At 62.7% G+C, this 23,787-nt stretch carries 21 protein-coding genes; 5 read left to right on the forward strand and 16 right to left on the reverse strand.

The genetic code is table 11. From position 1 onward, the window contains the following. Positions 1–100: 100 nt before the first annotated feature. Both RA19_RS03755 and RA19_RS03760 read right to left on the reverse strand, forming a co-directional pair. Positions 101–316 carry a hypothetical protein gene (locus tag RA19_RS03755; protein WP_039159700.1) on the reverse strand — a complete coding sequence of 72 codons (216 nt, stop codon included), beginning with the start codon at positions 314–316 and terminating at the stop codon, positions 101–103. Between the two features lie 149 nt (positions 317–465). Further along, on the reverse strand, positions 466–1,470 hold the full coding sequence (locus RA19_RS03760) for a LacI family DNA-binding transcriptional regulator (protein WP_039159701.1): 1,005 nt from the start codon (positions 1,468–1,470) through the stop codon (positions 466–468). Between the two features lie 144 nt (positions 1,471–1,614). On the opposite strand from RA19_RS03760, the gene gap reads away from it, so the two are divergent. Next, positions 1,615–2,643, forward strand: a complete 1,029-nt coding sequence (gap, locus tag RA19_RS03765) for a type I glyceraldehyde-3-phosphate dehydrogenase (RefSeq protein WP_039159702.1) — start codon at positions 1,615–1,617, stop codon at positions 2,641–2,643. A 246-nt stretch (positions 2,644–2,889) separates the two neighbouring features. Continuing rightward, complete coding sequence (locus tag RA19_RS03770; protein WP_039159703.1) at positions 2,890–3,960, forward strand: Mrp/NBP35 family ATP-binding protein; 1,071 nt, start codon at positions 2,890–2,892, stop codon at positions 3,958–3,960. A gap of 232 nt (positions 3,961–4,192) precedes the next feature. Here RA19_RS03770 and RA19_RS03775 read toward each other — a convergent pair whose 3' ends face one another. The 5 genes from RA19_RS03775 to phnC form a co-directional block, all read right to left on the reverse strand. Further along, positions 4,193–4,807 carry a chloramphenicol acetyltransferase gene (locus RA19_RS03775; RefSeq protein ID WP_039159704.1) on the reverse strand — a complete coding sequence of 205 codons (615 nt, stop codon included), beginning with the start codon at positions 4,805–4,807 and terminating at the stop codon, positions 4,193–4,195. A gap of 30 nt (positions 4,808–4,837) precedes the next feature. Beyond that, on the reverse strand, positions 4,838–6,202 hold the full coding sequence (gene phnE, locus RA19_RS03780) for a phosphonate ABC transporter, permease protein PhnE (protein WP_039159705.1): 1,365 nt from the start codon (positions 6,200–6,202) through the stop codon (positions 4,838–4,840). Beyond that, complete coding sequence (phnE, locus tag RA19_RS03785; RefSeq protein WP_039159706.1) at positions 6,199–7,068, reverse strand: phosphonate ABC transporter, permease protein PhnE; 870 nt, start codon at positions 7,066–7,068, stop codon at positions 6,199–6,201. Before phnE (RA19_RS03785) ends, phnE (RA19_RS03780) begins: the two co-directional genes overlap by 4 nt. Before the next feature lie 114 nt (positions 7,069–7,182). Next, complete coding sequence (gene phnD / locus RA19_RS03790) at positions 7,183–8,085, reverse strand: phosphonate ABC transporter substrate-binding protein (RefSeq protein WP_039159707.1); 903 nt, start codon at positions 8,083–8,085, stop codon at positions 7,183–7,185. Positions 8,086–8,148: 63 nt separating this feature from the next. After that, entirely contained in the window at positions 8,149–8,967 is an 819-nt protein-coding gene (phnC, locus tag RA19_RS03795; protein WP_039159708.1) for a phosphonate ABC transporter ATP-binding protein, read from the reverse strand. A gap of 206 nt (positions 8,968–9,173) precedes the next feature. Here phnC and rpe point away from each other — a divergent pair, with 206 nt between their 5' ends. Next, positions 9,174–9,863, forward strand: coding sequence for a ribulose-phosphate 3-epimerase (gene rpe, locus RA19_RS03800; protein WP_039159709.1), 690 nt, complete (start codon positions 9,174–9,176; stop codon positions 9,861–9,863). Between the two features lie 186 nt (positions 9,864–10,049). Here the strand turns inward: rpe and RA19_RS03805 are convergent, their stop codons facing one another. The 6 genes from RA19_RS03805 to RA19_RS03825 all read right to left on the reverse strand — a co-directional run bounded on the left by RA19_RS03805 (position 10,050) and on the right by RA19_RS03825 (position 18,240). Then, a complete protein-coding gene (locus RA19_RS03805) occupies positions 10,050–12,140 on the reverse strand; it encodes a 3-hydroxyacyl-CoA dehydrogenase NAD-binding domain-containing protein (protein ID WP_039159710.1) in 2,091 nt (696 codons plus the stop codon). A 230-nt stretch (positions 12,141–12,370) separates the two neighbouring features. Then, positions 12,371–13,609 (reverse strand): Tm-1-like ATP-binding domain-containing protein, encoded by a 1,239-nt coding sequence (locus RA19_RS03810; protein WP_039159711.1) that lies wholly within the window; start codon positions 13,607–13,609, stop codon positions 12,371–12,373. A 104-nt stretch (positions 13,610–13,713) separates the two neighbouring features. Then, the gene (locus RA19_RS26075) at positions 13,714–15,180 is read right to left on the reverse strand and encodes an aldehyde dehydrogenase (RefSeq protein ID WP_152615683.1); all 1,467 of its coding nucleotides are present in this window, start codon (positions 15,178–15,180) and stop codon (positions 13,714–13,716) included. After that, positions 15,063–16,682 carry a tripartite tricarboxylate transporter permease gene (locus RA19_RS03815; protein WP_039159712.1) on the reverse strand — a complete coding sequence of 540 codons (1,620 nt, stop codon included), beginning with the start codon at positions 16,680–16,682 and terminating at the stop codon, positions 15,063–15,065. The genes RA19_RS26075 and RA19_RS03815 overlap by 118 nt, the downstream gene beginning before the upstream one ends. A gap of 9 nt (positions 16,683–16,691) precedes the next feature. Beyond that, positions 16,692–17,222, reverse strand: a complete 531-nt coding sequence (locus RA19_RS03820) for a tripartite tricarboxylate transporter TctB family protein (RefSeq protein ID WP_039159713.1) — start codon at positions 17,220–17,222, stop codon at positions 16,692–16,694. A 70-nt stretch (positions 17,223–17,292) separates the two neighbouring features. After that, positions 17,293–18,240, reverse strand: coding sequence for a tripartite tricarboxylate transporter substrate binding protein (locus RA19_RS03825; protein WP_039130942.1), 948 nt, complete (start codon positions 18,238–18,240; stop codon positions 17,293–17,295). A 161-nt stretch (positions 18,241–18,401) separates the two neighbouring features. On the opposite strand from RA19_RS03825, the gene RA19_RS03830 reads away from it, so the two are divergent. Both RA19_RS03830 and RA19_RS03835 read left to right on the forward strand, forming a co-directional pair. After that, the gene (locus tag RA19_RS03830; RefSeq protein ID WP_039159714.1) at positions 18,402–19,181 is read left to right on the forward strand and encodes an IclR family transcriptional regulator; all 780 of its coding nucleotides are present in this window, start codon (positions 18,402–18,404) and stop codon (positions 19,179–19,181) included. 45 nt (positions 19,182–19,226) lie between these two features. Continuing rightward, positions 19,227–20,582, forward strand: a complete 1,356-nt coding sequence (locus RA19_RS03835; protein WP_039159715.1) for an aspartate aminotransferase family protein — start codon at positions 19,227–19,229, stop codon at positions 20,580–20,582. 190 nt (positions 20,583–20,772) lie between these two features. Here RA19_RS03835 and RA19_RS03840 read toward each other — a convergent pair whose 3' ends face one another. From RA19_RS03840 to RA19_RS03850, 3 genes are all read right to left on the reverse strand, one after another. Beyond that, positions 20,773–21,084: a 2Fe-2S iron-sulfur cluster-binding protein gene (locus tag RA19_RS03840; RefSeq protein WP_052261632.1), complete on the reverse strand. Its 312-nt coding sequence runs from the start codon at positions 21,082–21,084 to the stop codon at positions 20,773–20,775. 20 nt (positions 21,085–21,104) lie between these two features. Next, entirely contained in the window at positions 21,105–22,394 is a 1,290-nt protein-coding gene (locus RA19_RS03845) for a glutamine synthetase family protein (protein ID WP_039159716.1), read from the reverse strand. A gap of 107 nt (positions 22,395–22,501) precedes the next feature. Continuing rightward, positions 22,502–23,761 carry a cytochrome P450 gene (locus RA19_RS03850; RefSeq protein ID WP_039159717.1) on the reverse strand — a complete coding sequence of 420 codons (1,260 nt, stop codon included), beginning with the start codon at positions 23,759–23,761 and terminating at the stop codon, positions 22,502–22,504. Between the last annotated feature and the right edge of the window lie 26 nt (positions 23,762–23,787).

The following is a 23,787-nucleotide window of genomic DNA, read 5'->3' on the forward strand; positions in this document are numbered from 1 at the left end:
CACAGAACTCTTCAAAAAGGCCTTGTGAGCGGGGCTTCTTTGACCGCCATCAGCGCTTCCCGCCTAGCGGGGAGCGCTTTTTCAGTGCCGGGCCAGGCGGTCAGCCGCTGACGTAGACCTTGTCCTTGGGGTAGTAGAAAATCTTCTGATTGTGCAGCCGCCCCAGCAACTCGTGGACGCGGCGCAAAGTTTCACCGTCGCTGCTGCCGGGGTCCGGCTGGGCTTCGGACAGGCTGTCCCTGGTGGTCTGCAGCGCGGTTTCGATCAGCTCCATATCCTCGACGGACAGCTCGAACATATCGTTGTACTGGGGCATCTGGGCTCCTTCTCCGGGTTTGCTGGACTGAACTGGCTGCCCTCAGGCTGCCTCAGGATGCGCCGCAAAGCCACAGGAAAGCGCAGAAAGAAGCCTGTACACTGCCCTGCCTCTGGGATGTGCAGAGGTTTTCGGCGGCCTGAAATGGCTCAGAGTGTCTCGCCCAGGCTGATCGCTGGGCCGAGCTGATCAAGGATCAGACCCTCTGCTCCACCCGTTTGGCGCGATTGCAAGATAATGCCGGCGGCGCGTTCACCGATTTCACGGCGGCAGGCGTCGGTGGTGGCCAGCTGCTGCGGCAGGCCTTGCAGGATCTGCAGGTTGTTAAACCCGGCCAGGGCAATGTCGCCGGGCACCGATAAGCCCGCGGCCAGGCAATGCATCAGCCCCCCAACGCTCATCACGTCGCTGGAGTAGTAGAGGCAGTCGAGATCCGGGCTGCGTGCCAGCATCTGCGCGGTGAGCAGACGGCCGGTCTGGATGGCGCTTTCGCCGGAATAGTGTTCCAGATCCGCAAGCGTCACCCCCTGGACCGCCAGTTCGTCGGTGAACCCGTCGAAGCGTTTGCGGGCGCGGAAATCCTGCGGCATCTTGGTCCCGATGAAGCCGATCCTGCGGTAGCCGCGCTCCAGGATCTGCGCCGCCATGTCACGGCCCGCTTGCAGGTGCGAGATGCCGACGCAGTGGCGCACCGGATCGCCGTCCACATCCATCACTTCAACAACTGGGCAGTCGGCCTGCTGCAGCATCCGCCGGGTGGCTTCGGTATGTTCCAGCCCGGCCACGATCAGACCCGAGGGCCGCCAGCTCAGCATTTCGCGGATGACGCTTTCCTCTTCCTCCAGATCATAGCCGGAGATCCCGACCACAGGCTTCAGGGGGCTTTCCTTGAGAACGGCGGAAATGCCCGAAAGCACCTCGGGGAAGACAAAACTGTTGAGAGAGGGCACGACCACCGCCACCAGGTTGACCGATTGCGACGACAGGGAGCCGGCAATCCGGTTCGGCACGTAACCGTGAGTGCGAGCGATTTCCTCGATCTTCGCCTTGGTTTTGGCGGAAACATCGGGGGCACCGCGGAGGGCGCGCGAGGCGGTCATTTCGCTGACGCCGGCCAAGCGGGCCACGTCTTTCAGCAGCAGTTTCTTCGTCATGCGCCCATGCTCCAGCAGATTGCTGGCGGCCGCAAGGGGGCGGCCCGGGGCGCGGGGGTTGATTTTGATTTACGTTATCGCTATCGGTACCGCAAACGTTATCGATACCGGAATCATTTCCGGTACAGCTGCCGGAGGTGAGGCATGGTTTTGAAGATCGCAATCAACGGATTCGGGCGGATTGGCCGCGGGGTGCTGCGGGCGCTGCTGGAAAGCGGCGCGAAGGATATCGAGGTGGTGGCCATCAACGATCTGTCGCCGCCGGAGACGCTGGTGCATCTGCTGAAATACGACAGCGTGCACGGGCGGCTGCAAACACCGGTGCTGCTGGCGGATAACCTGATCCGGGTGGGGCATCACAGCATCCGGCTGAGCGCTATCCGCAACCCCGAGGAACTGCCCTGGCAGGACGTTGACATCGCCTATGAATGCACCGGCCTGTTCACGGCGCGCGAGCAGGCGGCGCGGCATTTGCAAAACGGCTCCAAGCGGGTGCTTATTTCAGCGCCAGGCAAAGGTGCGGACCGCACCGTGGTTTACGGCGTCAATCACATGGATCTGACAACGGAAGACTTGATCGTTTCCAACGCGTCCTGCACCACCAATTGCCTGGCGCCGCTGGCCAAAGTGCTGGATAAGGCCTTTGGCATCAAGACAGGCTATATGACCACGATCCACGCCTATACCGGCGACCAGCCTACCCATGACACCAGCCACAAGGATCTGTATCGGGCCCGGGCGGCTTCGCTATCGATGATCCCCACCTCCACCGGTGCAGCGCGGGCGATCTCAGAGGTGCTGCCGCATCTGAAGGGACGGCTGGAGGGATCAGCGATCCGGGTACCAACCGCAAATGTGTCCATGGTGGATTTGAGCTTTGTACCGGAGCGGGCAGCTACGGCAGAAGCGGTCAATGCCGCGGTGAAGGCAGCGGCAGAAAACGGGCTGGCCGGGGTGCTGTTCTATGAAGAGGACCCCCTGGTCTCAATCGACTTCAACCACGACCCGCACTCCAGCTGCTTTGCCGCGGCACAGACCTCTGTCACCGCCGACGGGTTGGTGCGCGTGGTCAGCTGGTACGACAACGAGTGGGGCTTTTCCAACCGCATGATGGATACCGGCCGCCGCATCGGAGAGGTGATGAGGTCCGCCGAGATAGCATTGGCCAGCTGACCTGCCAAACCGAAGGGGCTCTCCCGCCCGTCGCAGGTGCAAAAGGATGCACCGCTCCCGTTGGGCCTGGCGCCGCGCGGCGCGGTCGCGTTTCGCGGCTGCCGCCTGCCGTGTCAGCCAAGCCAGTTTATGAAAAACCTGTCTCCAGGATGCAGAATATCAAACTCCGCCGGCCGGACGGCTGGCATACGGCGGCGAATTGCGCCACAACTGCCCGCAAGACATGATCAGCTACAGGAGACCGGCGTGACCGTCACCCGTGATACCGTCCTTGAGGCGCTCAAATCCATCGCCGACCCCGTCAGCGGCTCTGATATCGTCAGCGCAGGCATTGCCCGGGCGGTGGCAGTCGAGGGCAGCACAGTTCGCTTTGTGCTCGAGATCGACCCGGGCAAGTCCGAGGCCTATGGCCCGGTGCGTGACCAGGCGGACGCCGCAGTGGCGGCGCTGCCCGGAGTGGAGAAGGTCTCGGCCATGCTCACCGCCCACTCCGAGAAGGCGCCGCCGGATCTGAAACCGAAGCAGCAGGCCCAGCCGCAGCAGCAGGCACCGCAGAAGGTTCCGGGTGTGGCGCGGATCCTGGCGGTGGCCTCGGGCAAGGGCGGCGTCGGCAAATCCACCGTCTCTGCCAATATCGCCTGCGCGCTGGCGATGCAGGGGCGCAGGGTGGGGCTGCTGGATGCCGACGTCTATGGCCCCTCGCAGCCCAAGATGCTGGGAGTAACCGGGCGTCCGGCCAGCCCCGACGGCAAGACCATCCTGCCCTTGCGCAACCATGGTGTCACTATGATGTCGATGGGGCTGATGACTGGCGAAGACCAGGCGGTGATCTGGCGCGGCCCGATGCTGATGGGCGCGCTGCAGCAGATGCTCCTGCAGGTGCAATGGGGCGAGCTGGACGTGCTGATCGTCGACCTGCCGCCGGGCACCGGCGACGTGCAGATGACACTTGCGCAGAAGACCCATGTAGACGGCGCAATCGTCGTCTCTACTCCGCAGGACGTGGCATTGATCGACGCCCGCAAGGGCATCGACATGTTCCGCAAGATGAACGTGCCGGTGCTGGGCATGATCGAGAATATGTCGACCCACATCTGCTCCAAATGCGGTCATGAGGAGCATGTGTTCGGCCATGGCGGCGTGGCACAGGAAGCCCGGAAGCTGAACGTGCCGCTCCTGGGCGAAGTGCCGCTGCACCTGGACGTCCGCCTGGCCGGCGACAACGGCACGCCGATCGTCGCGGCGCAGCCCGGCAGCACCCAGGCCAAGGTCTTCCTCGATATCGCCACCCAATTGGTCGACGCCGGCGCCGCGTGACAAGTCGAACCCCGGCCAGCGCCGGGTCAAGGGCCGCACAGCGGCGGTGCGCAGCTCCGTTCACCCTTGAGGCGGGGCTGGCAGACCACAAAATGGAAACCGCGCTTCAGGGCAGACCTGCCCCTGAAGTGCGTCTCAGCTGCCCTTCTGCGCCGCGCAGCGGCGCCACGCCCAACTGTGACAAGCATTCTTCGAATGCGCCGGAACAGGCGGGAGCTCTCCGCCCGCAGGATCAGGCGTATTTCTCCAGAAACGCCTCGACCCGCAGGCTGCGGAAATCCGGAAGTGCGGCGCGCAAGGCCGCGTGGTCCCAGTCCCACCAGGCCAGTCCCATCATCTGCTCCGCCACAGCTTCTGGGTAGCGGCGGCGGATCACCTTCGCGGTATTGCCGCCCACTATGGTGTAGGGTGCCACATCCTTGGTCACGATCGCGCCCGAGGCCACCACCGCGCCGTGGCCGATTGTCACCTCCGGCTTGATCATCGCACCGTGGCCAATCCAGGTGTCATGGCCGATATGCGCCAACCTCCCGGCGCGGCGGGCGAACCAGGCTGCATCATCCTCTGCATCGTCCCAATAGCTTGCCGAGCGGTACAGGAAATGATGCAGCGAGGCCTTCTCCATCGGGTGGTCCGAGGCGCCGATGCGGGTGAAACTTGCGATATTGGCAAACTTGCCAATACGCGCATTGGCAATATCGCAGGTCCTGTCGCAATAGCTGTAGTCGCCGAACTCCGAGTTCGCGACACGGCTGCCCGCGCCGATTTCCACATAGGCACCGAATGTGCTGCCGGTAACCTGGCAATCCGGGTGGATGAAAGGCGCCTCCGCCTGCAGTCGGGCCATAGTCAGTCCTCTTCTCAACCGTGCCGCGGCTCAGGGCAGCAGGAAGGGCTTGCCTTCCGCCCGCTTGCGCTTGGGCGCTGGATCGCCGCCGCTGATCAGCTTCCGCCGCAGCCAGCCGGAGAACCAGTCCATCAGCATTACCATCAGGACGATCAGCGTGATGTAATAGGCCACTTCCTCCCAGTCTTTCTGGGTAATGATCGCCTGGGTCAGCAAGAGCCCGATACCGCCGCCGGTGATTGCCCCGATAATGGTGGCCGAACGGGTGTTGGATTCCAGGAAATACAGCAGCTGGCTCAGCAGCACCGGGGTCACCTGCGGGATCACTCCGAAGCGGTAGCGCTGCACCGGTTTGGCTCCGGTTGAGGCAACACCCTCGATTTGTTTCTGATCGACATTCTCCAGCGCTTCCGAGAAGATCTTGCCGAAGGTGCCGGTGTCCGTCACCAGGATCGCCAGCGCCCCGGTCAGCGGACCAGGGCCAAAGGCGCGCGCGAGAACCACGGTCCAGATCAGCGAGTCGACGCCGCGGACAAAGTCGAAGAAACGGCGCATGGCAAAGCGCAAAGTTCTGATGGGCATGAAATTGCGGGTGGCAATGAAAGCCAGGGGCAAGGCGATAAGGCCGGCGCCGATGGTGCCAAGGAAAGCCATCAGCAGCGTTTCGGCAATCGCCCAGGCCACATCCTGATGGCGCCACATCTTGTTGGTCCAGAAGTCCTGGAAAATGGCACCTGCTTCACCGGTGGCGGCACGCTGCATCAGCTCCCCTGCCCCCAGACCATAATAAGGGCTGTCGAAAGTGAAAAAGAACAGCTCCCAGCCGGCGAAGTAGCGGAAAACCTCTGCACGGTTGCGGGTGACGGTCAGGCGGCCGGCCTCGGTTTTGATTGCCAGACGGTTCTTGGAGACGTTGACCCATTCCGGCACATCACCGGGCGGTAGCTCGGCCTGAACGCCAGCGCTGCGGCTGGGAGTTGCCCGCACGAGACCGTAGCCGGGGATCATGTATTCTATGGTGTGAGGGCCGAATGTGACCACATGGCCGCCTTCCAGGTCGATCACCGTGGTCTCGCCCAGATCGACCCAATCCGGCGACATGCCATCCGGGTAAGCGCCCTTGCGCTCGCCTTCGACGGCAACCGACACCTCGCCGCTGCGGTTGTCGCGGGTCACATGGGTCTTGTAGCTGTAGCTGTCGCTAACAAGGGTTTTGGCGTTATCCAGGCTTGCTTTTTCCCACAGGCCCGGAACGTCAAAGGCAAAGAACACATATGCCAGATAGGCCAGAACCGCGGCAGGCAGCGCGAAGTTCATCAGCCGTTTCCTCAAAAACAGCCGCGACATGTTCAGCTTCAGTTCTGCCGGAGACAGGTTGGTATCAAAGGTTGTCATGCCTTCGCTCCATGGGTCAGACGGTCGCGCAACAGGCCGGACAGCTGGTCGACGGCCACGATGGTGATGAAGAGAAGAAGGAAAATTGCGGCAGCTTCATCGTAGCGCCCCTGCCCCCAGGACATGGCGTTCTTCAGCTCGTAGCCAATGCCGCCCGCACCGACGAAGCCGAGGATGGCGGAGGCGCGAATGTTGATCTCAAACCGCAACAGCGCATAGCTCACATAGTTGGGGCCGACCTGCGGGATCACGCCCAGCGTCATCCGCTGTGCCCAGGTGGCGCCAACGGAGCTGAGGCCTTCGACCGGTTTCAGCGAGGCGTTTTCATTCACTTCGGAAAACAGCTTGCCCAGCGCTCCCGCGGTGTGGATCGCAATGGCGATCATTGCAGGCACCGGCCCCCCGCCGAGGACAAAGATCAGAACCAGCGCAATAACGATTTCCGGGATTGCGCGGCAGATGTCGCTAATGCGGCGGAACAGCGGGATCAGTGCAGGCCACGGCGCCATCCCGCGGGTCGCCAGCAGCGACAGCAAAGTTCCGAAAACTGCGCCCGCCAGAGTTGAGGCCGCAGCGATGTTCAGCGTCTCGACCAGTGCTGGGAAAAAATCCACCAGATGCCCAGGAAGCTGAGCGGCCTTTTCGGCTGCTTCCGCCAGAACCTCGGACGGATAATCGAATACTCGGGTGAAGCCATCTGCAAATGAGCCTGCATTGCGGCTGTCTGCGGTACGGAAACCTGCCGCCATCAGCGCCACAAAGACTGCAAGAAGAATGCCGCCGTAAAGCCGCTTGCGCTGAATATGGGCGGTGTAGTGTTCCCGGATCTCGTCCACCGCCGGCCGGGCTGCCGTCAGATCTGCCATTTAGGGGTCCTGGTGCTGCTGTGACGGCAGAAGCTGCCGCCATCAAGGAATTGCGGGGCCCGGGGGAAAGTCCGGAACCCCGCAGAGCTCAGTTCAATGAGTTCTGGCCTGAAATTACTGGGATTTCAGTTTGCGGGCTTCGATGATCACCTCGTAGGCATCGTGAGTGATCGGAGCCAGGCCTTTGGAGTCCCCGCCCAGCACGTTGTACATGCAGTCCGGGTCCATCGAGTTCATCGAGGCCAGCAGGCCGGTCATCTTGACCTTCACGTCTTCCGGCAGCGCGGTGCGCAGAACAAACGGACCTTCCGGGATCGGCGCGGATTTCCAGATCTCGACCATGTCGTTCATGTCAACGAGGCCCGCGTCCACTGCGCGGCGCAGCGCGCCGGAGGTATAGCCGTCTTCCCACTCGCCCAGGCCATCGGCCCAGGTCACACCGCCGTCCACATCGCCGTTGAATACCGCAACGATGGTCTGCTCGTGGCCGCCGGTGAATTTCACTTCACCGAAGTAGTCGCCGGAGTCCATGGTCGCTCCGGTCACCTGCGGGATCTCGATCGAGGGGATCAGGTAGCCCGAGGTGGAGTTCGGGTCGCCAAAGCCAAAGGTCTTGCCTTTCAGGTCTTCCAGGGTTTCTACGCCGCTGTCCTTGCGGGCAAAGCCGATGGAATAGTAGCCGTAGCTGCCGTCGGTGTTCACCTTGACCAGAACCGGCTCAACCGCTTCCGGGTCGGACAGATAGGTCTTGGCATAGCCGGAAGCGCCCAGCCAGGCCATGTCGATGGAACCGCCCAGCAGCCCCTGGATCACGCCGTTGTAGTCGGCCGGTGCAAACAGTTTGGTTTCGACACCCAGCAGCTCTTCGGTCTGCTCGCGCAGGCATTCCTGCTTGCTCAGCCGGTCCTGTGCGTTTTCGCCGCCCAGGATGCCGATGCGGAATTCCTTGATTTCCTCTGCCGCAACAGGGGCGGTCAGCGCGGTGGTTGCCAGTGCGGCAGCGATCAGCTTTTTCATCTTTGGTCTCTCCGGTTAAGTCTCCCGGAGAGCACCCCCCGGGAAGATGAAAGCAAGTCAGGGTTACTCGGCGGGGATGGCGGCACGCACGGGCTGCGCCTTCTCCAGCGTTTCAATCTCGGTCGAGGTGGCTGCTTCGGAGAAGTCCTCTCCGGCGCCATAGATCTCGCGGGCGACGCCAGTCGTCAGCTGTTCGGGCAGCCCGTCAAAGACGATGCGGCCGTCGCGCATGCCGACCACCCGGTCGCAATAGCGGCGCGCAGTGTCCAGCGTGTGCAGGTTGGCGATGACGGTGCGGCCGTCTTCCTCGTGGATGCGGCGCAGCGCCTCCATCACGGTCTGGGCGTTCATCGGATCCAGCGAGGCAATCGGCTCATCCGCCAGGATGATCTTGGGGTCCTGCATCAGCGCCCGGGCAATTGCCACCCGCTGCTGCTGGCCGCCCGACAGCGCCTCGGCCCGTTTGGCGGCATGTTCGGCAATGCCCAGACGGTCCAGGATGTCGATGGCCCTGTGGATGTCCTCCATCGGGTAGAGGTTGAACAGCGTTGACATCACGTTGCGGCGGTTCAGCGTGCCGTGCAGCACGTTTGAGACCACATCCATCCGCGGCACCAGATTGAACTGCTGGAAGATCATCGCGCAGTCGGATTGCCAGGCGCGTCTGTCTTTCCCCTTCAGCTGGGTGACATCGCGGTCCTGGAACAGGATCCGGCCCTCGGAGGCACTCTCCAGCCGGTTGATCATCCGCAGCAGCGTGGACTTGCCGGCGCCCGAACGGCCGATGATCCCGATCATGCAGGGCTTATCAATATCCAGCGTGGCCGCCTCCACTGCGGTCTTGTCGCCGAATCTTTTTGTCAGTTTGTCAATGCGCAGCACGGGTGGCGCTCCCTCTTCGTTCTGGGATTGCCTACCGGTTTTGCTCAAATCCTATGTGTCACTGCCGTGAAAGTTTTGTAACGGCGCCCGGCGCAACCCGCAGGCGTTTGGAGCGGGCCCGGGTGACATTCACCCTGTCCAGAGCGGACGGCAGGGGCTATATGGCATCCCGACTCCTCATTCCCTTTGCTGAAGGAAGCTGCCAGATGTCCTTTGACCGCAAGATCAAGATCGCGCCTTCGATCCTTTCCGCCGATTTCGCCAATTTCGGCCAGGAGATCCAAGCCATCGAAGCCCAGGGCGCCGACTGGGTGCATGTGGATGTGATGGACGGGCATTTCGTGCCGAACCTCACCTTTGGCCCGCAAGCGGTAAAGGCATTCCGCCCGCATGTGAAGACGGTGATGGACGTGCATCTGATGATCGCGCCGGTCGATCCCTATATCGACGCCTATGCCGATGCGGGCGCCGACGTGCTGACCGCTCATATCGAGGCCGGCCCGCACATTCACCGCACCCTGCAGGCAATCCGCGCAGCCGGCATGAAGGCAGGCGTCGCGCTGAACCCGGGCACCCCGGCGGAGGCCGTCGAGCATCTGCTGGATCTTACAGACCTGGTCTGCGTGATGACCGTGAACCCCGGTTTCGGCGGCCAGAAATTCATCGACATGACCGCCAAGATCCGCCGCCTGCGCTCGATGATCGGCGACCGCCCGGTGCATATCGAAATCGATGGCGGCGTTGACCCCGCGACCGCGCCGCTGGTGGCCGAGGCCGGGGCCGACGTGCTGGTGGCCGGCTCAGCCGTGTTCAAGGGTGGTTCGGTAAGCAGCCCAGAGGTCTACGGCGAGAATATCCGCAAGATCCGTGCTGCCACCGAGGGCGCCTGGGTCTGACCCAGGCCTTGGCCGGGGCCCTCCCGCCAATCGCCAGGCGCATCAAAGATGCGCCGCTCTTGTTGGGCCTGGCGCCGCGCTATGCGCGGCGCCTTTGCGTGATACGGCCTGCGTTCTGCGCCCAGCCCGGCAACGCCGGGCAGCGCCCTGATGGCCCTCGATGGGCCGAAAGGGCGCGCCACCGCTTCAGCCTGGCTGGTTCAGATCACCGAAGGTTCTACCCTCTGCCACCAGCTGCTCCAGCAGCGGCGCGGGCTGCCAGAAGAAATCATCCTCCGCCGCATAAGCCCGGATATCTGCAAGGATACCATCCAGCCCCTGCAGATCCGCCCATTTCAGCGGCCCGCCCCAGAAGCGCGGGAACCCATAACCGAACAGCATAACCATATCCGCATCCAGCGGTCGCCGGGCGATGCCCTCGCCCACCACCTTGGCTGTCTCGTTGACCATTGCGCACATGTAGCGGCGCAGCACCTCTTCGTCGGAGAACTCCCGCGGGGAAACACCTTGCTGCGCCTGATCCTGTGCAATCAGTTCCGCCACCTCCGGGTTCGGCACGCCGCCGCGTTTACCTTCTTCATAGACGTAGAACCCCTTGCCGGTCTTCTGGCCGAAATCACCGCCTTCGCACAGCATCTCATAGAAGCGCGGCACCCGTTCCCGCGGATCGCGGGTAGCGGCACGGCGCTTGCGGGCTGCCCAGTTGATGTCGAGCCCGGCCAGATCTCCCATTGCAAACGGTCCCATCGGGAAGCCGAAGGCAGTCACCACCCGGTCCACCTGATATGGAGACGCCCCGTCCAGCACCACGTATTCCGCTGCCTTGCGGTAAGCATTCATGATCCGGTTGCCGATGAATCCGTCGCAAATGCCAGAGCGCACCGCAACTTTCCTAAGGCGCTTGCCAAGGGCAAAACCGGTAGCCAGCACCTCCGGCGCGGTCTTTTCCGCAACAACCACCTCCAGCAGCTTCATCACATGCGCAGGCGAGAAAAAGTGAAGGCCGATCACATCCTGCGGGCGCGATGTGGCTGCAGCGATCTCGTCCACATCCAGATAGGAGGTATTTGTCGCCAGCACCGCGCCGGGTTTGCAGTGGGCATCCAGTTTGCCAAACACCTCGCGTTTCACGCCCATGTCCTCGAAAACAGCCTCAACCACAAGGTCCGCCTCCGACAACGCGGCATAGTCCGTGGCCACTGTCAGAGCCTCGCCGCTCAGCTGCGCAAACTGCGCCTCGCTGATCTTGCCGCGTTTCAACGCGCCCTTCAAATTGCTCTCAATACGGCTATGGGCCGCAGCGGCGGCTTCCTCCGTCATTTCGATCAGCACCACCGGCAAACCAGCCAGCAGAGCCGCGGTGGCGATACCCGCTCCCATGGTGCCGCCGCCGATCACCCCCATCGAGGCGACCTCACGGGGAGCAATCCCTTCCAGTTCCGGCAACTTGCTGACCGCGCGCTCAGAGAAAAAAGCGTGGATGAGCCCCTGCCGCTGATCCGACTCCATCAGTTCCATGAACAATGCGCGCTCACGCTTCAGGCCCTCTTCGAATGCCGCAGCCCCAGCCGCTGCCTGCACCGCACGCACCGCAACAGCCGGAGACATCTGGCCGCGGCCCTTCTTCAAAGCCGCGGTATAGGCGGCGTCGAAGTCCACGGCTTCCGGCGCGGGCATCTCCCCCGTCGCGCGGCGCGGCGCCCCTTGCTCCAGCAGTTCCTGCACGTAGGCGAGACCGATCCCGCGCGGGTCGCCGTCCTCGATCCGGTCGACGATTCCTTTCTCCAGCGCTTCGGCGGCAGAGACATGGCGGCCGCTGGTGATCATCTCCAGTGCAGCCGCTGTTCCCGCAAGCCGCGGCAGCCGCTGGGTGCCGCCAGCGCCTGGCAGGATCCCCAGATTTACTTCCGGCAGCCCCATTTTCGCCGAGGGCACCGCAATCCGGTAATGCGACGACAAGGCCACTTCCAGCCCGCCGCCCAGCGCAGTGCCGTGCATAGCTGATACCACAATCAGCGGTGACGCCTCGATCCGGCTGCAAAGTCCGGGCAGATAGGGCTCCTGCGGCGTTTTGCCGAATTCGCGGATATCGGCGCCTGCGAAATAGGTTTTGCCCTCGCCATAGATCAAAACCGCCTTGGCGCCTTCGCTCTCGGCGCGTTCGATGCCGGCAAGCAGCCCCTTGCGCACCTCGATCCCCAGCGCATTCACGGGCGGGTTCTGCGCCTTCAGAACCGCAATCTCTCCAACCCGCTCATAATTTACGGCATAACTCATCCCGTCATCCTCTCTCATCTGCGGCAGCATAGCCCGCGCCCGGCCCGATTAGTTTAGGCATAAAACATCTTCCGGCGCCAAGCTAAACCTGCGGTCCAAAACAAACCCCGCGTCGTTCGGCGCGGGGTCAGTGCAGTATACCCGCAGGCATCATGTAACAGAATGACGGTGCAATGGAAACTTTTTGAAACACTCCATCCAGGCATCACCTGCCTTGGACAAGCCCGGCTTTACGCCCCGGCTGGCGCCACCACTCCGCTCGCGATCCATTCATCGAGTATTTCTAAAGCCTTATCCGTGAAGTCCTGATCATTGATGTGGCAATCCAGATCGTGGAGCACGGCGTTTTGCGGGCAGGAGCCGCGCATTTCCGAGCAGAAAGCCGCCAGCCCTTCCGCATCATGCAGCGGAGCACCGGGGCGGTCCCACTCATTACAGCCCTGCGCGGGCAGCAGCACAGCAACCGGCGCCGCGGCGGTGGCAAGCTTTCCGCAGATCGCCTGCGCCACCTGCCGCCGCTCATCCGCCTCCAGCATCGCTGAAGTCAGCAGCCGGTTATGGGCATGGGTTTCCCGCCCCTTGAGCTGGGAAGGCGTTTCCTGCCAGCCGACAAAGTCCACCAAGTCATAGCAGCCCGGCGCCACCAGCTGCGGGGTCCCGGAGTTGCCGGCATTGGTCATTCTGTCCGCACCAGCCGACAACCCGCCGAACAAGTGGTTCGAAACCTCCTGCGGTGCAAAATCCATCACCGCAGCGAAGGCGCCCTCAGCCGCCAGGCTTTCAAATGCCCGTCCGCCCATGCCGGTGGCGTGGAACACCGCCACTTCGAACCCCCGCTCCTCCAAGGCGGGTTTCAGTGCCACCATGTAGCGCAGAACCGTCTTCCCAAAAGACGTCATGCCGATCAAAGGCCGGTCCCGCTTCGGCGGCTCCACAGCCCGCGCTGCGCCCAGCACCGCGCCCGCCGCCTGGCTGAGCGAGGCCTTGCAGATCGAGTTCAGCCCGTAAAGCCCGCCGGCCCAGAGGATCATCTGCACATCCGCCGGCATCCGCTCCGGCGGCATCAGCGGAGAAAACGCCACCGTGGAAACAATATACTTCGGCACCCCCACCGGCAACGCCGCACAGAGGTCCAGCGCCAGATCGGTGCCCATGGTGCCGCCCAGCACGATCACTCCGTCGATGCGGCCCGCCCGGTACAGTTCCAGCGCCTTCGCTGCCGCCCCGGCTCCCATGATCTGCATTGCGGTGTTTTCATCACCGGAATCTATCGCCGCCTGGATCGAGCTGCCGCCTGCCTCCGCCACGTCATGCTTGCTGATATCCGTTGGCTGGCTGGGATCACCCAGCACACTCACATCCATGGTCAGCACTTTGCCGTCCTGGCCACGGATCACCTCTGCCAGATAGCCCAGTTCATCGTCCTTGGTGTCATAGGTCCCAGCAACCAGGATTGTCTTGTCAGCCATTTGCCATTCTCCCCGGAGCCAGCCTTTCGCAGCAGCCCCGCTCCTTCATCTTGCCTAAAATACTCCCGCCGGAGGCAGCAGGTTTTGCCCCGGCAAAACCTGCTTCACAGCTGGATCCAGGCGGTCTTCAGATCAGTGTATTTGTCCAGTGCATGCAGCGACTTGTCGTGGCCGTTGCCAGACTGGCCAACGCCGCCCAACGGCACCGTATTGTCCGAGCCGCCATAGGTGTTCACATGCACAACGCCCGAGCGGATGCCCGCCACCATCCGGTGCGCGCGGGACAGGTTTGCGGTCCAGACACCAGCCGCCAGGCCAAAATCAGTGGCATTGGCAAGGCTCAGCGCTTCTTCTTCGGTCTCGAATTTACTCACCGCCAGCACCGGCCCGAACACCTCGCGCTGGAACAGCGCATGATCGCGGGCGACTCCGGTAACAATGGCCGGGGCCATATAGGTACCGCCGGTCTCTTCCAGAATACGGCTGCCGCCGGTCACCACCTGCCCGCCCTCGGCCCGCGCCATATCCATGAAGGACAGGTTCTGGCGCAATTGGACTTCAGAATTCACGGCGCCGACCTGGGTTGCCATGTCGAGCGGATCGCCAACCCGCAGCGCTTCGGTCTCGGCCTTCAGCATTTCCACGAACTCGTCGTGAATTGAGGCCTCGACCAGCAGCCGCGAGCCTGCGACGCAGACCTGGCCCGAATTGCGGAAGATACCTGCGGCAGACACTTTGGCCGCCTTGGCCAGATCCGGTGCATCCGCAAAAACGATATTGGGGGATTTGCCTCCAAGCTCCAGATAGCAGCGCTTGAGGTTCGAGCGGGCTGAGGCCTCCAGCAGCTTGCGGCCCGTGGTCCCGGACCCGGTAAAAGCCAGAACATCCACATCGTTCGACATTGCCAGCGCCGCGCCGGCCTCGGCACCGGAGCCCGTCACCACGTTCAGCACCCCGTCCGGCAAGCCGCATTCCGCGCAGAGCTCAGCCAGCCGGAGCAGCGTCAGCGAGGCGGTTTCGGCCGGTTTCAGCACCACCGAATTGCCCATTGCCAGCGCCGGCGCCAGCTTCCAGGCGCCGATCATCAGCGGGAAGTTCCAGGGCACAATGGCGCCCACCACGCCAACCGGCGTCCGATGCACCAGCCCCAGCACATCCGGCGCAGTTGGCGCAACTTCTCCGGTGACCTTATCCAGCGCCTCAGCATAGTAGCGGAAGGTGCCTGCCGCCGATCCCGGTTCGGCCTTCAGCGCCATGTTGACCTCGGTGCCGTTGTCGCGCACGCCGAGCACCGCCAGCTCCACCGCCTCGGCCTCGATACGGTCGGCAATCCGGTGCAGCACTTTCTTCCGTGCGGCGGGGCTCTGTCCCGCCCAGCGGCGGTCCTCAAATGCCCGCCGCGCCGAAGCAACAGCGTTTTCGACATCTGCTGCAGAGGCGCCTGCCAGCGTCGTCAGAACAGATCCGTCAACCGGCGAAGCAACTTCGAGTGTCTGGCCCGAACCTTCTTTCCATGATCCTTCAAGAAAGAGTTTTTGCGGCGCAACATCAAGCTGCCGAAGCTTGTCGATGAGCGGTTGGTCTGCCATTCGGCCTCCTTCAGTTCCTTCCGGTCTTTCAGCACCCGCAGGATGTGGACCGCCAGAACGATGATGATGAGTAGAAACAGGATGAACGCCACCGGGCGGTCGATGAAATCGAGGGGTTCCTTCACCCGCGCCATGCCCGCGCGCAGTTTGACCTCCATGATACCGCCCAGGACCATACCCAGAATGATCGGCACGGAGGGCAGCGACAGGCGCTTCAGCACATAGCCGAGGATGCCGAAAGCCGCAGCCATTACGCAGTCGGTGGCGGAGTTGCGCAGGGAATAGACCCCGACAAAGCTGAGCGTCAGGATGCAGACGCCAAGGAAGCGGTTCGGGATGCGCACCACCTGGATCAGCGATTTGGTAGCAAAGAGCAGGAAAACAAGAACCAGGACATTCAGCACCAGCAGCGCCAGGTAGAGCGCAACGACAAAATCCATGTCGTTCTGAAACAGCCCCGGCCCCGGAACCACGTTATGCACGTAGAATACCGACAGCATCATCGCCGTCAGCGCCTCGCCCGGGATGCCCAGCGCCAAGAGCGGCACCATGGCGGCGGCGGGCACAGCATTGTTGGCGGTCTCCGCCGCAATCAGCCCCTCCGACGATCCGTTGCCAAAGTCCTGCGGGCGCTTCGATGTTTTCTGTGCGTAGGTGTAAGACATGAACTGGGCGGTGAATTCACCAACACCGGGGATCATGCCCATCAGCACACCGAAGCTGGCCGAAACACCGGCAACCCGCGGATGACGCGCCAGCTCGCGCAGCCCCTGGAACATGCCGCCGCGCAGGCGGGTCAAGCGGACCTTCTCGTCCTCGTCCGTCAGCAGAACAAAGGCCTGCGAGATTGCAAACAGACCCAGCACCACGACGATCAGATTGATGCCGCCGCCCAGGAAGTCCTGCCCGAAGGTATAGCGCTGGGTGTATTTCACCGGTTCCAGCCCGATGGTCTGCAGGAAGATCCCGAAACAGGCCAGCGCGCCGGCAACCAGTGCCTGGCCGCGGTGGGCGACTACCACAAGGATCAGGCCCAGCAGTGCCGCCAGGAAGATCTCGCGCGAACCGAACATGGGCGCGATTTTGGCCAGCACCGGGGCAAACAGGATCAGGCAGATGACCGAAAAGATGCCGCCGAAGAAACTGGCGGAGTAAGCAAGGCTCAAAGCCCGGCGCGGCTCGCCCCGTGCGGTCATCGGATAACCGTCATAGGTTGTCAGCGCATTAACCGCGGTGCCGGGTGTGTTGATCAGGATCGCCGGGATTGACCCGCCGTACATGGACGACCCGTAGATCCCAAGCAGCACTGTCAGGCCAACAATCGGGTCCATCGAAAAGGTGGCAGGCAAAAGTATCGCAATCGCGACCGCCGGGCCGACGCCGGGGATAGCGCCGATCAGCACGCCGCCCACTGAACCGGCCAGCAGCGCCAGCGCCACGTCCCAGCGCATCAGAATGTCTATTGCAGAGAGGATCAGGTCCATAAGAGGCGCTCAGAGATAGAGAATGAAGAAACTGCGCAAGGCGCCGGGCAGATACTCATAGATCAGCGCGCCCGGAATCTTGACCGACAGAAAGCCCTTGAACAGCACCACGACGATGACGGCAAAGGCAACACCGGCCCACAGCATGAAACGGCTGCGGTACCCCATCCGCCAGCACAAGAGCGGCACGAAGGCCATTGTCACAGGCAGGTAGCCGATAACGGGCACCAGCAGGACGCACCCCATGAACCAGCCCGCAAACTCAAACACCTGCCCCCAGCGTTTGACTTCCCACAGGTCATAGCGGCTGACCCGGCGCCAGGGCAGTTTGTACAAATGCAGGCCGCCCATCAGCACCATGCCGCCAATGGCGACGGCAGGCCAGAACCGGGGCTGGGCAAACAGCTTGGTCTTTTTGACCCAGGTGGTCTGTTCACCGATCAGGGCCAGCAGCAGCAGTGCTGCGCCCACCAGGATCAGGGCAAAGACCAGCTGACCGCGCCGGGGTCCGGCAAAGCGGCGTTCGCGTTCCGAAGGCATGTGAGGAGTTCTTTGTCCGCGCGAGTGAAAGAGCACCGGGGCCCGTCAAGGCCCCAGTGCAGGGGGAGGATTACTCAGACAGCAGACCGCCGATGCGGGCCATGGTGTCGATGTCATTGGAGACGCGGGCGGCGCTGTCGTCCGCGCTTTGCCAGTAGACCAGCGCGCCGGTTTCCTTGGCGACGTTCTGGGCGCGTTCGCTCATCACGGTCTTCTCTGCGACGGCGATGATCTTGTCGCGCACGTCCTGCGGCGTATCCTTGGTCACGAAAAGGCCGTTCCACAATGCGATGTTCAGGCTCTCGTCCAGCTCGCCGATGGTTGGCGCATCAGGCGCCAGCGGAATGCGCTCGTCGGTGATCGAGACCAGCACTTTGACCTGATCCAGGCACGGCAGCACCAGCTGCAGCGTGGTGTTGATCACATCGGCATCGCCCGAGGCCAGCGTGTTGCAGTCCAGCGCATCAAAGGCCGCGTCCGAGCCCCATTCAAAACCTGCGTTCTTGGCATAGGCCTTGGTCACCTGGGTCGGCGTCAGCACATCGCCGAAATGGCCCAGCGCAACATCGTTTTCCTTGGCATAGGCCGCCAGCTCTTCCATCGAGCTGTAGGGCGCATCGCCTGAGGTGGCGATCACAAAGGGATAGGTCAGGAAGATCCCCAGCGGATCGAATTTTTCAGGCGTCAGCGGCGGGATGTCGATCTGGTGGCCCATCACCGGCACGCCGATCACAAAAGAGCCGATGGTGTAGCCGTCGCTTGGCGCATTGGCGACCTCAATCGCACCGGGGAACGGCCCGCCACCGCCGCCCGGCTTGTTCACCACGGCCGCCGCGACGCCGTATTCGTTCTGAAAATCCTCGGCAATCATCCGGGTCAGCACGTCTTCCAGGTCACCCGGCGGCCACGGCACAATGAAGTTCACCGGCTTCTCCGGATATTCGGCCTGCGCGGCAACCGCGCTCAGCCCCAAAGCCGCCGCTGCGGCCGCGCCTTTCATCAGCGTTTTGAGTTTCATGGTTTTCCTCCCAGTTTTTCAAGTTGGTTCATTATTCGAACCATTGGTTTGAATTTAGATTGACAGCCCGTCCCGTTATCTGTCAAGAAAATTGCATCACGGGTGCGCCTTTTTCGGAACCGGCCGCCCTCAAGGACGACACAGGGAGCACGGGCAAGCGCATGGGAACTGTATCCAAAGCCTTGTCATTACTGACATATTTCAACCACGGCCGGACCGGAATCGGGCTTAGCGATCTCACACGCCTGTCCGGTATGAACAAGGCAACCGTCTACCGGCTGATGACCGAGCTGCAGGAATCAGGCTTTGTCGAACAGACCGATGGCGACCGGATGTACCGCCTTGGCCCGCAGGTTCTGCGGCTTGCAGCGCTGCGCGAGGCGGCAGTGCCGATTCTCTCAGTTTCGCGGCGGGTACTGCGGGATCTGAGTGATGAGACCGGCGAAACCACCCACCTGTCGCTGTTGCAGGGCAGCCAGCTGAATTCGCTGTCGCATGCCTACTCGCCGCGTCATGCCACCAAAGTGATGATGGAAGATGCAGAGGTATTGACCTACCACGGCACCAGCTCCGGGCTTGCCGTTCTCGCCTATGCCGACACCGGGTTTGTCGACGAAGCATTGGCCCAGCCGCTGCAAGTCCACACCGCGGAAACCATCACTGACCCGCATCAGATCCGCATTCAGATAGCCGAGGTCCGCGAAACCGGCATGGCCCAGTCCATCGGCGGCTTCGAGGCCGATGTGCATTCCCATGCGGTACCGGTCTTTGGTCCCGACCGCCAGGTGATCGGCGCGCTGGCCGTAGCTGCGCCAGTGTCGCGCATGACCTCTGAACAAAAAGAGCTGATCCCGGCCGCCCTGCGCCGCGCGGGCGCCACCCTCACCCATCGTATCGGCGGCTCGGCGCCTGCGGACTATCCGCAGGGCAGCACCGCCTGACTTCCCCTCTCCAGCCCTGCGGGGCCGCATCCAGGAGCTGACCCCATGAAAGACTCCAATTTCCTGAAAGAGCACAACGCCAAGTCCCTTTGGCACCCGATGGCGCATCCCGGCGACAGCCTGGCCAACCCGCCCGCAATCATCACATCTGCACAGGGAGTGAAGATCACCGATGTGGACGGGCACGAGGTGGTCGACGCAGTCGGCGGCCTGTGGAACGTGAACCTTGGCTTCTCCTGCCAGCCTGTGAAGGACGCAATCGCCGCGCAGCTGGATGTGCTGCCCTACTACTCCACCTTCCGCGGCACCACCAATGATCAGGTGATCCAGCTGGCCGAGGAGCTGCGCAAATTCTTCGCCCCCGACGGGCTCACCCGCGCTTTCTTCACCTCCGGCGGCTCGGATTCAGTGGAGACCGCCCTGCGGCTGGCGCGCCAGTACCACAAGATCCGCGGCGAGGCCGGACGCACCAAGTTCCTGAGCCTGAAGAAAGGCTACCACGGCACCCACATGGGCGGCGCCTCAGTGAACGGCAATGCCAATTTCCGCACCCAGTACGAGCCGCTGCTGCCTGGCTGTTTCCAGATCCCGGCGCCCTATACCTACCGCAATCCCTTCAACGAAACTGACCCGGAGCGCCTCGCCCAGCTTTGCCTGCAAGCGCTGGAGGATGAGATCGCCTTCCAGGGCGCAGGCACCATTGCCGCCTTCATCATGGAGCCGATCCTGGGCGCCGGCGGTGTGATCCCGCCGCACGAAAGCTTCATGCCCGGCGTGCGCGAGATCTGTTCGAAAAACGGCATCCTGCTGATTGCCGATGAAGTGATCACTGCCTTTGGCCGCACCGGCTCATGGACCGGCTCGCGCCACTGGGGCGTGCAGCCGGACATGATGGCCACCGCCAAGGCGATCACCAATGGCTACTTCCCCTTTGGTGCGGTGATGATCGCAGATCATATGACCGAGACTTTCGAGAAGGACACCACCGGCAAGGCCGCCATCGGCCACGGCTATACCTATTCCGGCCACCCGGTCGGGGCGGCAGCGGCGCTGGCCTGCCTGGAGGAGACACTGAAGCTGAACGTGCCGGAGAATGCTGCTGCCCGGGGCACGCAGCTCCACCAGGGCCTTCTGGCATTGCAGCAGAAATACGAGCTGATCGGCGACGTGCGCGGCGGCCACGGGCTGATGAGCGCGCTGGAACTGGTCTCCGACCGTGCCACCAAGGCCCCGGTTGATAAAAAGACCATCGGCAAGCTGCAGGAAGTTGCGTACGAGGCCGGCGCCATGGTGCGGGTCTCCGGCCCCAACATCATCCTCTCCCCGCCGCTGGTGCTGAGCGAGGCCGAGGCGGCCACTATCCTCCACGCCCTGGACGCAGGCTTTGCGGCGGTGAGCTAACGCCAGCCGCAGACGCACCCGCGCCCGGGCCGCCAGGTCCGGGCGCCACCAGATGCCATGGCGGGCCCGAAGCTTTGCTTCGGGCCCGCGGCCTCAGTAGCGCCGCTGACGCGGCGCGGTAGCGTGATACGGAAACAGGCGCAGCTGCCGCAGCCGCGCCTGTTGCATCAAGCTCTTCTGATGTTCCGTATCAGGCCTCCGGCACTTCCAGCACCAGCCCGTCCAGATCCGGATGCGCCTCAATCTGGCAGCTGAGGCGGCTGGTTTCCCGCCGCACCTCTGCCAGATCCAGCATCGCATCTTCGAACCCTCCAGCCGTACCGCATTTCGCCGCCCACTCCGGATCCACATAGACGTGGCAGGTGGCGCAGGCGAGGCAGCCGCCGCACTCGCCCACGACCCCTGACACATCATGAGCCAGGGCTGCTTCCATCAGGCTCTGGCCATAGTCGACCGTTTCCGTGACAGCTTCGCCGCCAGGCAATTTCCAGGTTACTTGCATCGGCCTTCCTCTGCGGATGATCAGATGAAATGCACGTAGAAATCGCGCATGCCGTCGCCTTCCAGGTCACGGGTCTTGCGCACCTCCTTGCGCTTCATGAAGACGTGGTTGGCAACCAGCTCCGGTCCGACAGCCTCAGCCAGAGCAGTATCCTTCTCCAGGTCTGCAACCGCACCCTTCAGGTCTACGGCGGTGCCTTCGCGGGCATCGGTGCGGTCGAACCCGTCGCCGGTTTCCATCGGCGGCAGCTGGTGTCCGTTCTCCACCCCCAGCCGCGCCGCCTGCAGGACAGCCGCAACCGTGGTGTAGGGGTTGGAGGAGGCATCGGCCATACGGTGCTCCAGCCGCGCCTTGGCGCCGCCTTCCGAGCTGATCCGCGTGGTCACATTGCGATGGTCGCCGCCCCAGTTCTGCCAATAGCCCGACAGCGAGCCGGGCTGCAGCCGCATGTAGCTGTTCGCTGTAGGAGCAATCAGCCCCGCCAGCCCCTTATGGTGATGCAACAGCCCCGCCAGGCAGCCGCGCGCCAGATCGTTCATGTGCTCCGGCCCGCCCCGCGGCCCCGAGGACAGCGCGTTGCCGCCCGCCTCATCCGCAAAGGAAAAGTTGATATGCATGCCCGAGCCGCCCGCCTCGGCCACCGGTTTCGGCATGAAAGTGAGGACAATGCCATATTCAAGCGCCACCTCGCGCGCCATCAGGCGGAACAGAACGATGTCATCCACCGCCTTCACCGCGTCGTCAAAGGTGAGCGTGTATTCAAACTGCGGGCTGTCGAATTCAGCGGTGATCATGTCGAGCGAAAAGCCCATGTCATCCGCCATCGCCCAGATCCGGTCATTGAACCGCAACGGGTCAGCAAACGGCCCGGTGCCATAAACAACCCCGCCCGGAGCGTCATAGGGCATCAGCCGCCCGCGGTCGTCAGCCTGCAGGGCAAAGGCCTCCAGCTCTATCCCGACCTTGGGTGTCAGCCCGTGTTTCTGCCAGTCGGCGACCGCCCGTTTAAGGGTGCCGCGCGGGCAAAGCGCCAGCGGCTGGCCTTCATCATCGTATAGATCGCCCAGCACCACCTGGGTTGATGCGTGCCAGCTGTCGCGGATGTCGTCATGCAGCCATTTCATCTCCATATCCGGCAGGCCCTGTTTCACCATTGAACCCGGCGCATCCAGCAAGTCCCGGTCATAGTGGGTGCCAAAGACCGACCGGCAGAACCTTGTCGAGTCATCGCCGATCTTGGAATTTGGCAGATATTTCCCCCGCATGATGCTGAGGTGGTCGCAGAACATCGCGCGCAGGCGGGTTTTCATGGCTCTCGGTCCTTCCCTGTTGGACTGTCATCGGCATCGTTTCCCGTGCCTTATTACTTAACATATTTAGCGGTTATTGCGGAGTCTTTCCTGCGAAGACGCCGAGTTCACGCCGCCTGCACCCGCACTGGCAGCTCCTTGATGCCGCCGACAAAGTTCGAGCGCAGGAATTTATGCGGCCCCGCGGCCTCGATATGCCGGATACGCTTGGCCAGCTCCTGGAACAGCACCGTGACTTCCAGCCGTGCAAGCCACATGCCTAGGCACACATGCGGACCAAACTGGCCAAAAGACAGATGCCGGTTCGGGCTGCGGTGAAGATTCACGTGAAATGGATCGTCGAAATAGCCCTCATCCCGGTTGGCGGAAGAAAACCAGTACAGCACCTTGTCGCCTTCGCGGATGGTCTTGCCGTGCATCTCCACATCCCGGGTCGCAGTGCGGCGGAAATAGAGCGCCGGAGTTGCCCAGCGGATGATCTCATCCGCTGCGGTCTCCCAGACCGCACCGCCCTCCTGCATCTGCGCCAGCAATTCGGGCTGATGGCACATCGCCTGGATACCCGCGGCAATCGAATAACGCGTGGTGTCATTCCCTGCTGCCACCAGCAGGCAGAAGAAGTTGCGAAATTCGGTTTCGGTGATCACCGAGCCATCCTTGGCCGGCTCCAGAATCAGGTTTAGCACGCCCGACGTGTCACCCTTGCGCGCTTTCTCCTCCATCAGCTCCTTGGCATAGATGTACAGCTCCGCTCCGGCGGGCGAGTTGAACGGCATCATCCGGAACTCATCCGTCTGCATCATGTCCAGCACATGCGAGGTGAAATCCGGGTCGGTATTGGCAATCAGCGCATCACCCTTCTCCACCAGCCAGGGCAGATCCGCTTCCGGCAGGCCAACCACCCGGCCCAGCATCCGCATAGGCAGCTGGCGGGCAATCTCCTTGGTGGCGTCAAACTCTCCCTTGGCCAGCGCCTGATCCAGGATTTCAGCGCAAAGATCGCGAATGTCCTGCTCATACTGCGCCATCGTGGTTTTTGAGAACGCCTTCAGCAGTTTCATCCGCACCTTGGAATGCTCCGGCGGATCGGTTTCCTGAAAAGTGCGCCGCGCCAGGTATTCTTCGTAGGACTGATCTTCCATCCGGATCCCACGGGCGGACGAGAATACCTCGGTGTTCTTGTTCATCACCGTGATGTCTTCATAGCGGGTCACCGACCAGAAGTTCTTGCCGCCCTCATACTCGGTCCAGTGCAGAGGATCTTCACGCCGCAGCCGCGCAAAGGTGTTATGCGGCGCGCCGCTCGCAAATGCGTCGTGGCTGCTCAGATCCGCGTAGCCGTCATCCGTGGGGGTCCAAACTGTCATTGCGGGCTTCCCTAATTTGCTTGCTT

This window comes from Leisingera sp. ANG-M1, assembly GCF_000813745.1.
Taxonomy (GTDB): Bacteria; Pseudomonadota; Alphaproteobacteria; order Rhodobacterales; family Rhodobacteraceae; genus Leisingera.

Excerpts from the sequence above, each read along its gene's own strand:
- RA19_RS03755 (WP_039159700.1), bottom strand. The coding sequence starts at position 316 with ATGCCCCAGTACAACGATATGTTCGAGCTGTCCGTCGAGGATATGGAG.
- RA19_RS03760 (WP_039159701.1), bottom strand. The coding sequence starts at position 1,470 with ATGACGAAGAAACTGCTGCTGAAAGACGTGGCCCGCTTGGCCGGCGTC.
- gap (WP_039159702.1), top strand. The coding sequence starts at position 1,615 with ATGGTTTTGAAGATCGCAATCAACGGATTCGGGCGGATTGGCCGCGGG.
- RA19_RS03775 (WP_039159704.1), bottom strand. The coding sequence starts at position 4,807 with ATGGCCCGACTGCAGGCGGAGGCGCCTTTCATCCACCCGGATTGCCAG.
- phnE (WP_039159705.1), bottom strand. The coding sequence starts at position 6,202 with ATGACAACCTTTGATACCAACCTGTCTCCGGCAGAACTGAAGCTGAAC.
- phnE (WP_039159706.1), bottom strand. The coding sequence starts at position 7,068 with ATGGCAGATCTGACGGCAGCCCGGCCGGCGGTGGACGAGATCCGGGAA.
- phnD (WP_039159707.1), bottom strand. The coding sequence starts at position 8,085 with ATGAAAAAGCTGATCGCTGCCGCACTGGCAACCACCGCGCTGACCGCC.
- rpe (WP_039159709.1), top strand. The coding sequence starts at position 9,174 with ATGTCCTTTGACCGCAAGATCAAGATCGCGCCTTCGATCCTTTCCGCC.
- RA19_RS03805 (WP_039159710.1), bottom strand. The coding sequence starts at position 12,140 with ATGAGTTATGCCGTAAATTATGAGCGGGTTGGAGAGATTGCGGTTCTG.
- RA19_RS03810 (WP_039159711.1), bottom strand. The coding sequence starts at position 13,609 with ATGGCTGACAAGACAATCCTGGTTGCTGGGACCTATGACACCAAGGAC.
- RA19_RS03815 (WP_039159712.1), bottom strand. The coding sequence starts at position 16,682 with ATGGACCTGATCCTCTCTGCAATAGACATTCTGATGCGCTGGGACGTG.
- RA19_RS03820 (WP_039159713.1), bottom strand. The coding sequence starts at position 17,222 with ATGCCTTCGGAACGCGAACGCCGCTTTGCCGGACCCCGGCGCGGTCAG.
- RA19_RS03825 (WP_039130942.1), bottom strand. The coding sequence starts at position 18,240 with ATGAAACTCAAAACGCTGATGAAAGGCGCGGCCGCAGCGGCGGCTTTG.
- RA19_RS03830 (WP_039159714.1), top strand. The coding sequence starts at position 18,402 with ATGGGAACTGTATCCAAAGCCTTGTCATTACTGACATATTTCAACCAC.
- RA19_RS03835 (WP_039159715.1), top strand. The coding sequence starts at position 19,227 with ATGAAAGACTCCAATTTCCTGAAAGAGCACAACGCCAAGTCCCTTTGG.
- RA19_RS03840 (WP_052261632.1), bottom strand. The coding sequence starts at position 21,084 with ATGCAAGTAACCTGGAAATTGCCTGGCGGCGAAGCTGTCACGGAAACG.
- RA19_RS03845 (WP_039159716.1), bottom strand. The coding sequence starts at position 22,394 with ATGAAAACCCGCCTGCGCGCGATGTTCTGCGACCACCTCAGCATCATG.
- RA19_RS03850 (WP_039159717.1), bottom strand. The coding sequence starts at position 23,761 with ATGACAGTTTGGACCCCCACGGATGACGGCTACGCGGATCTGAGCAGC.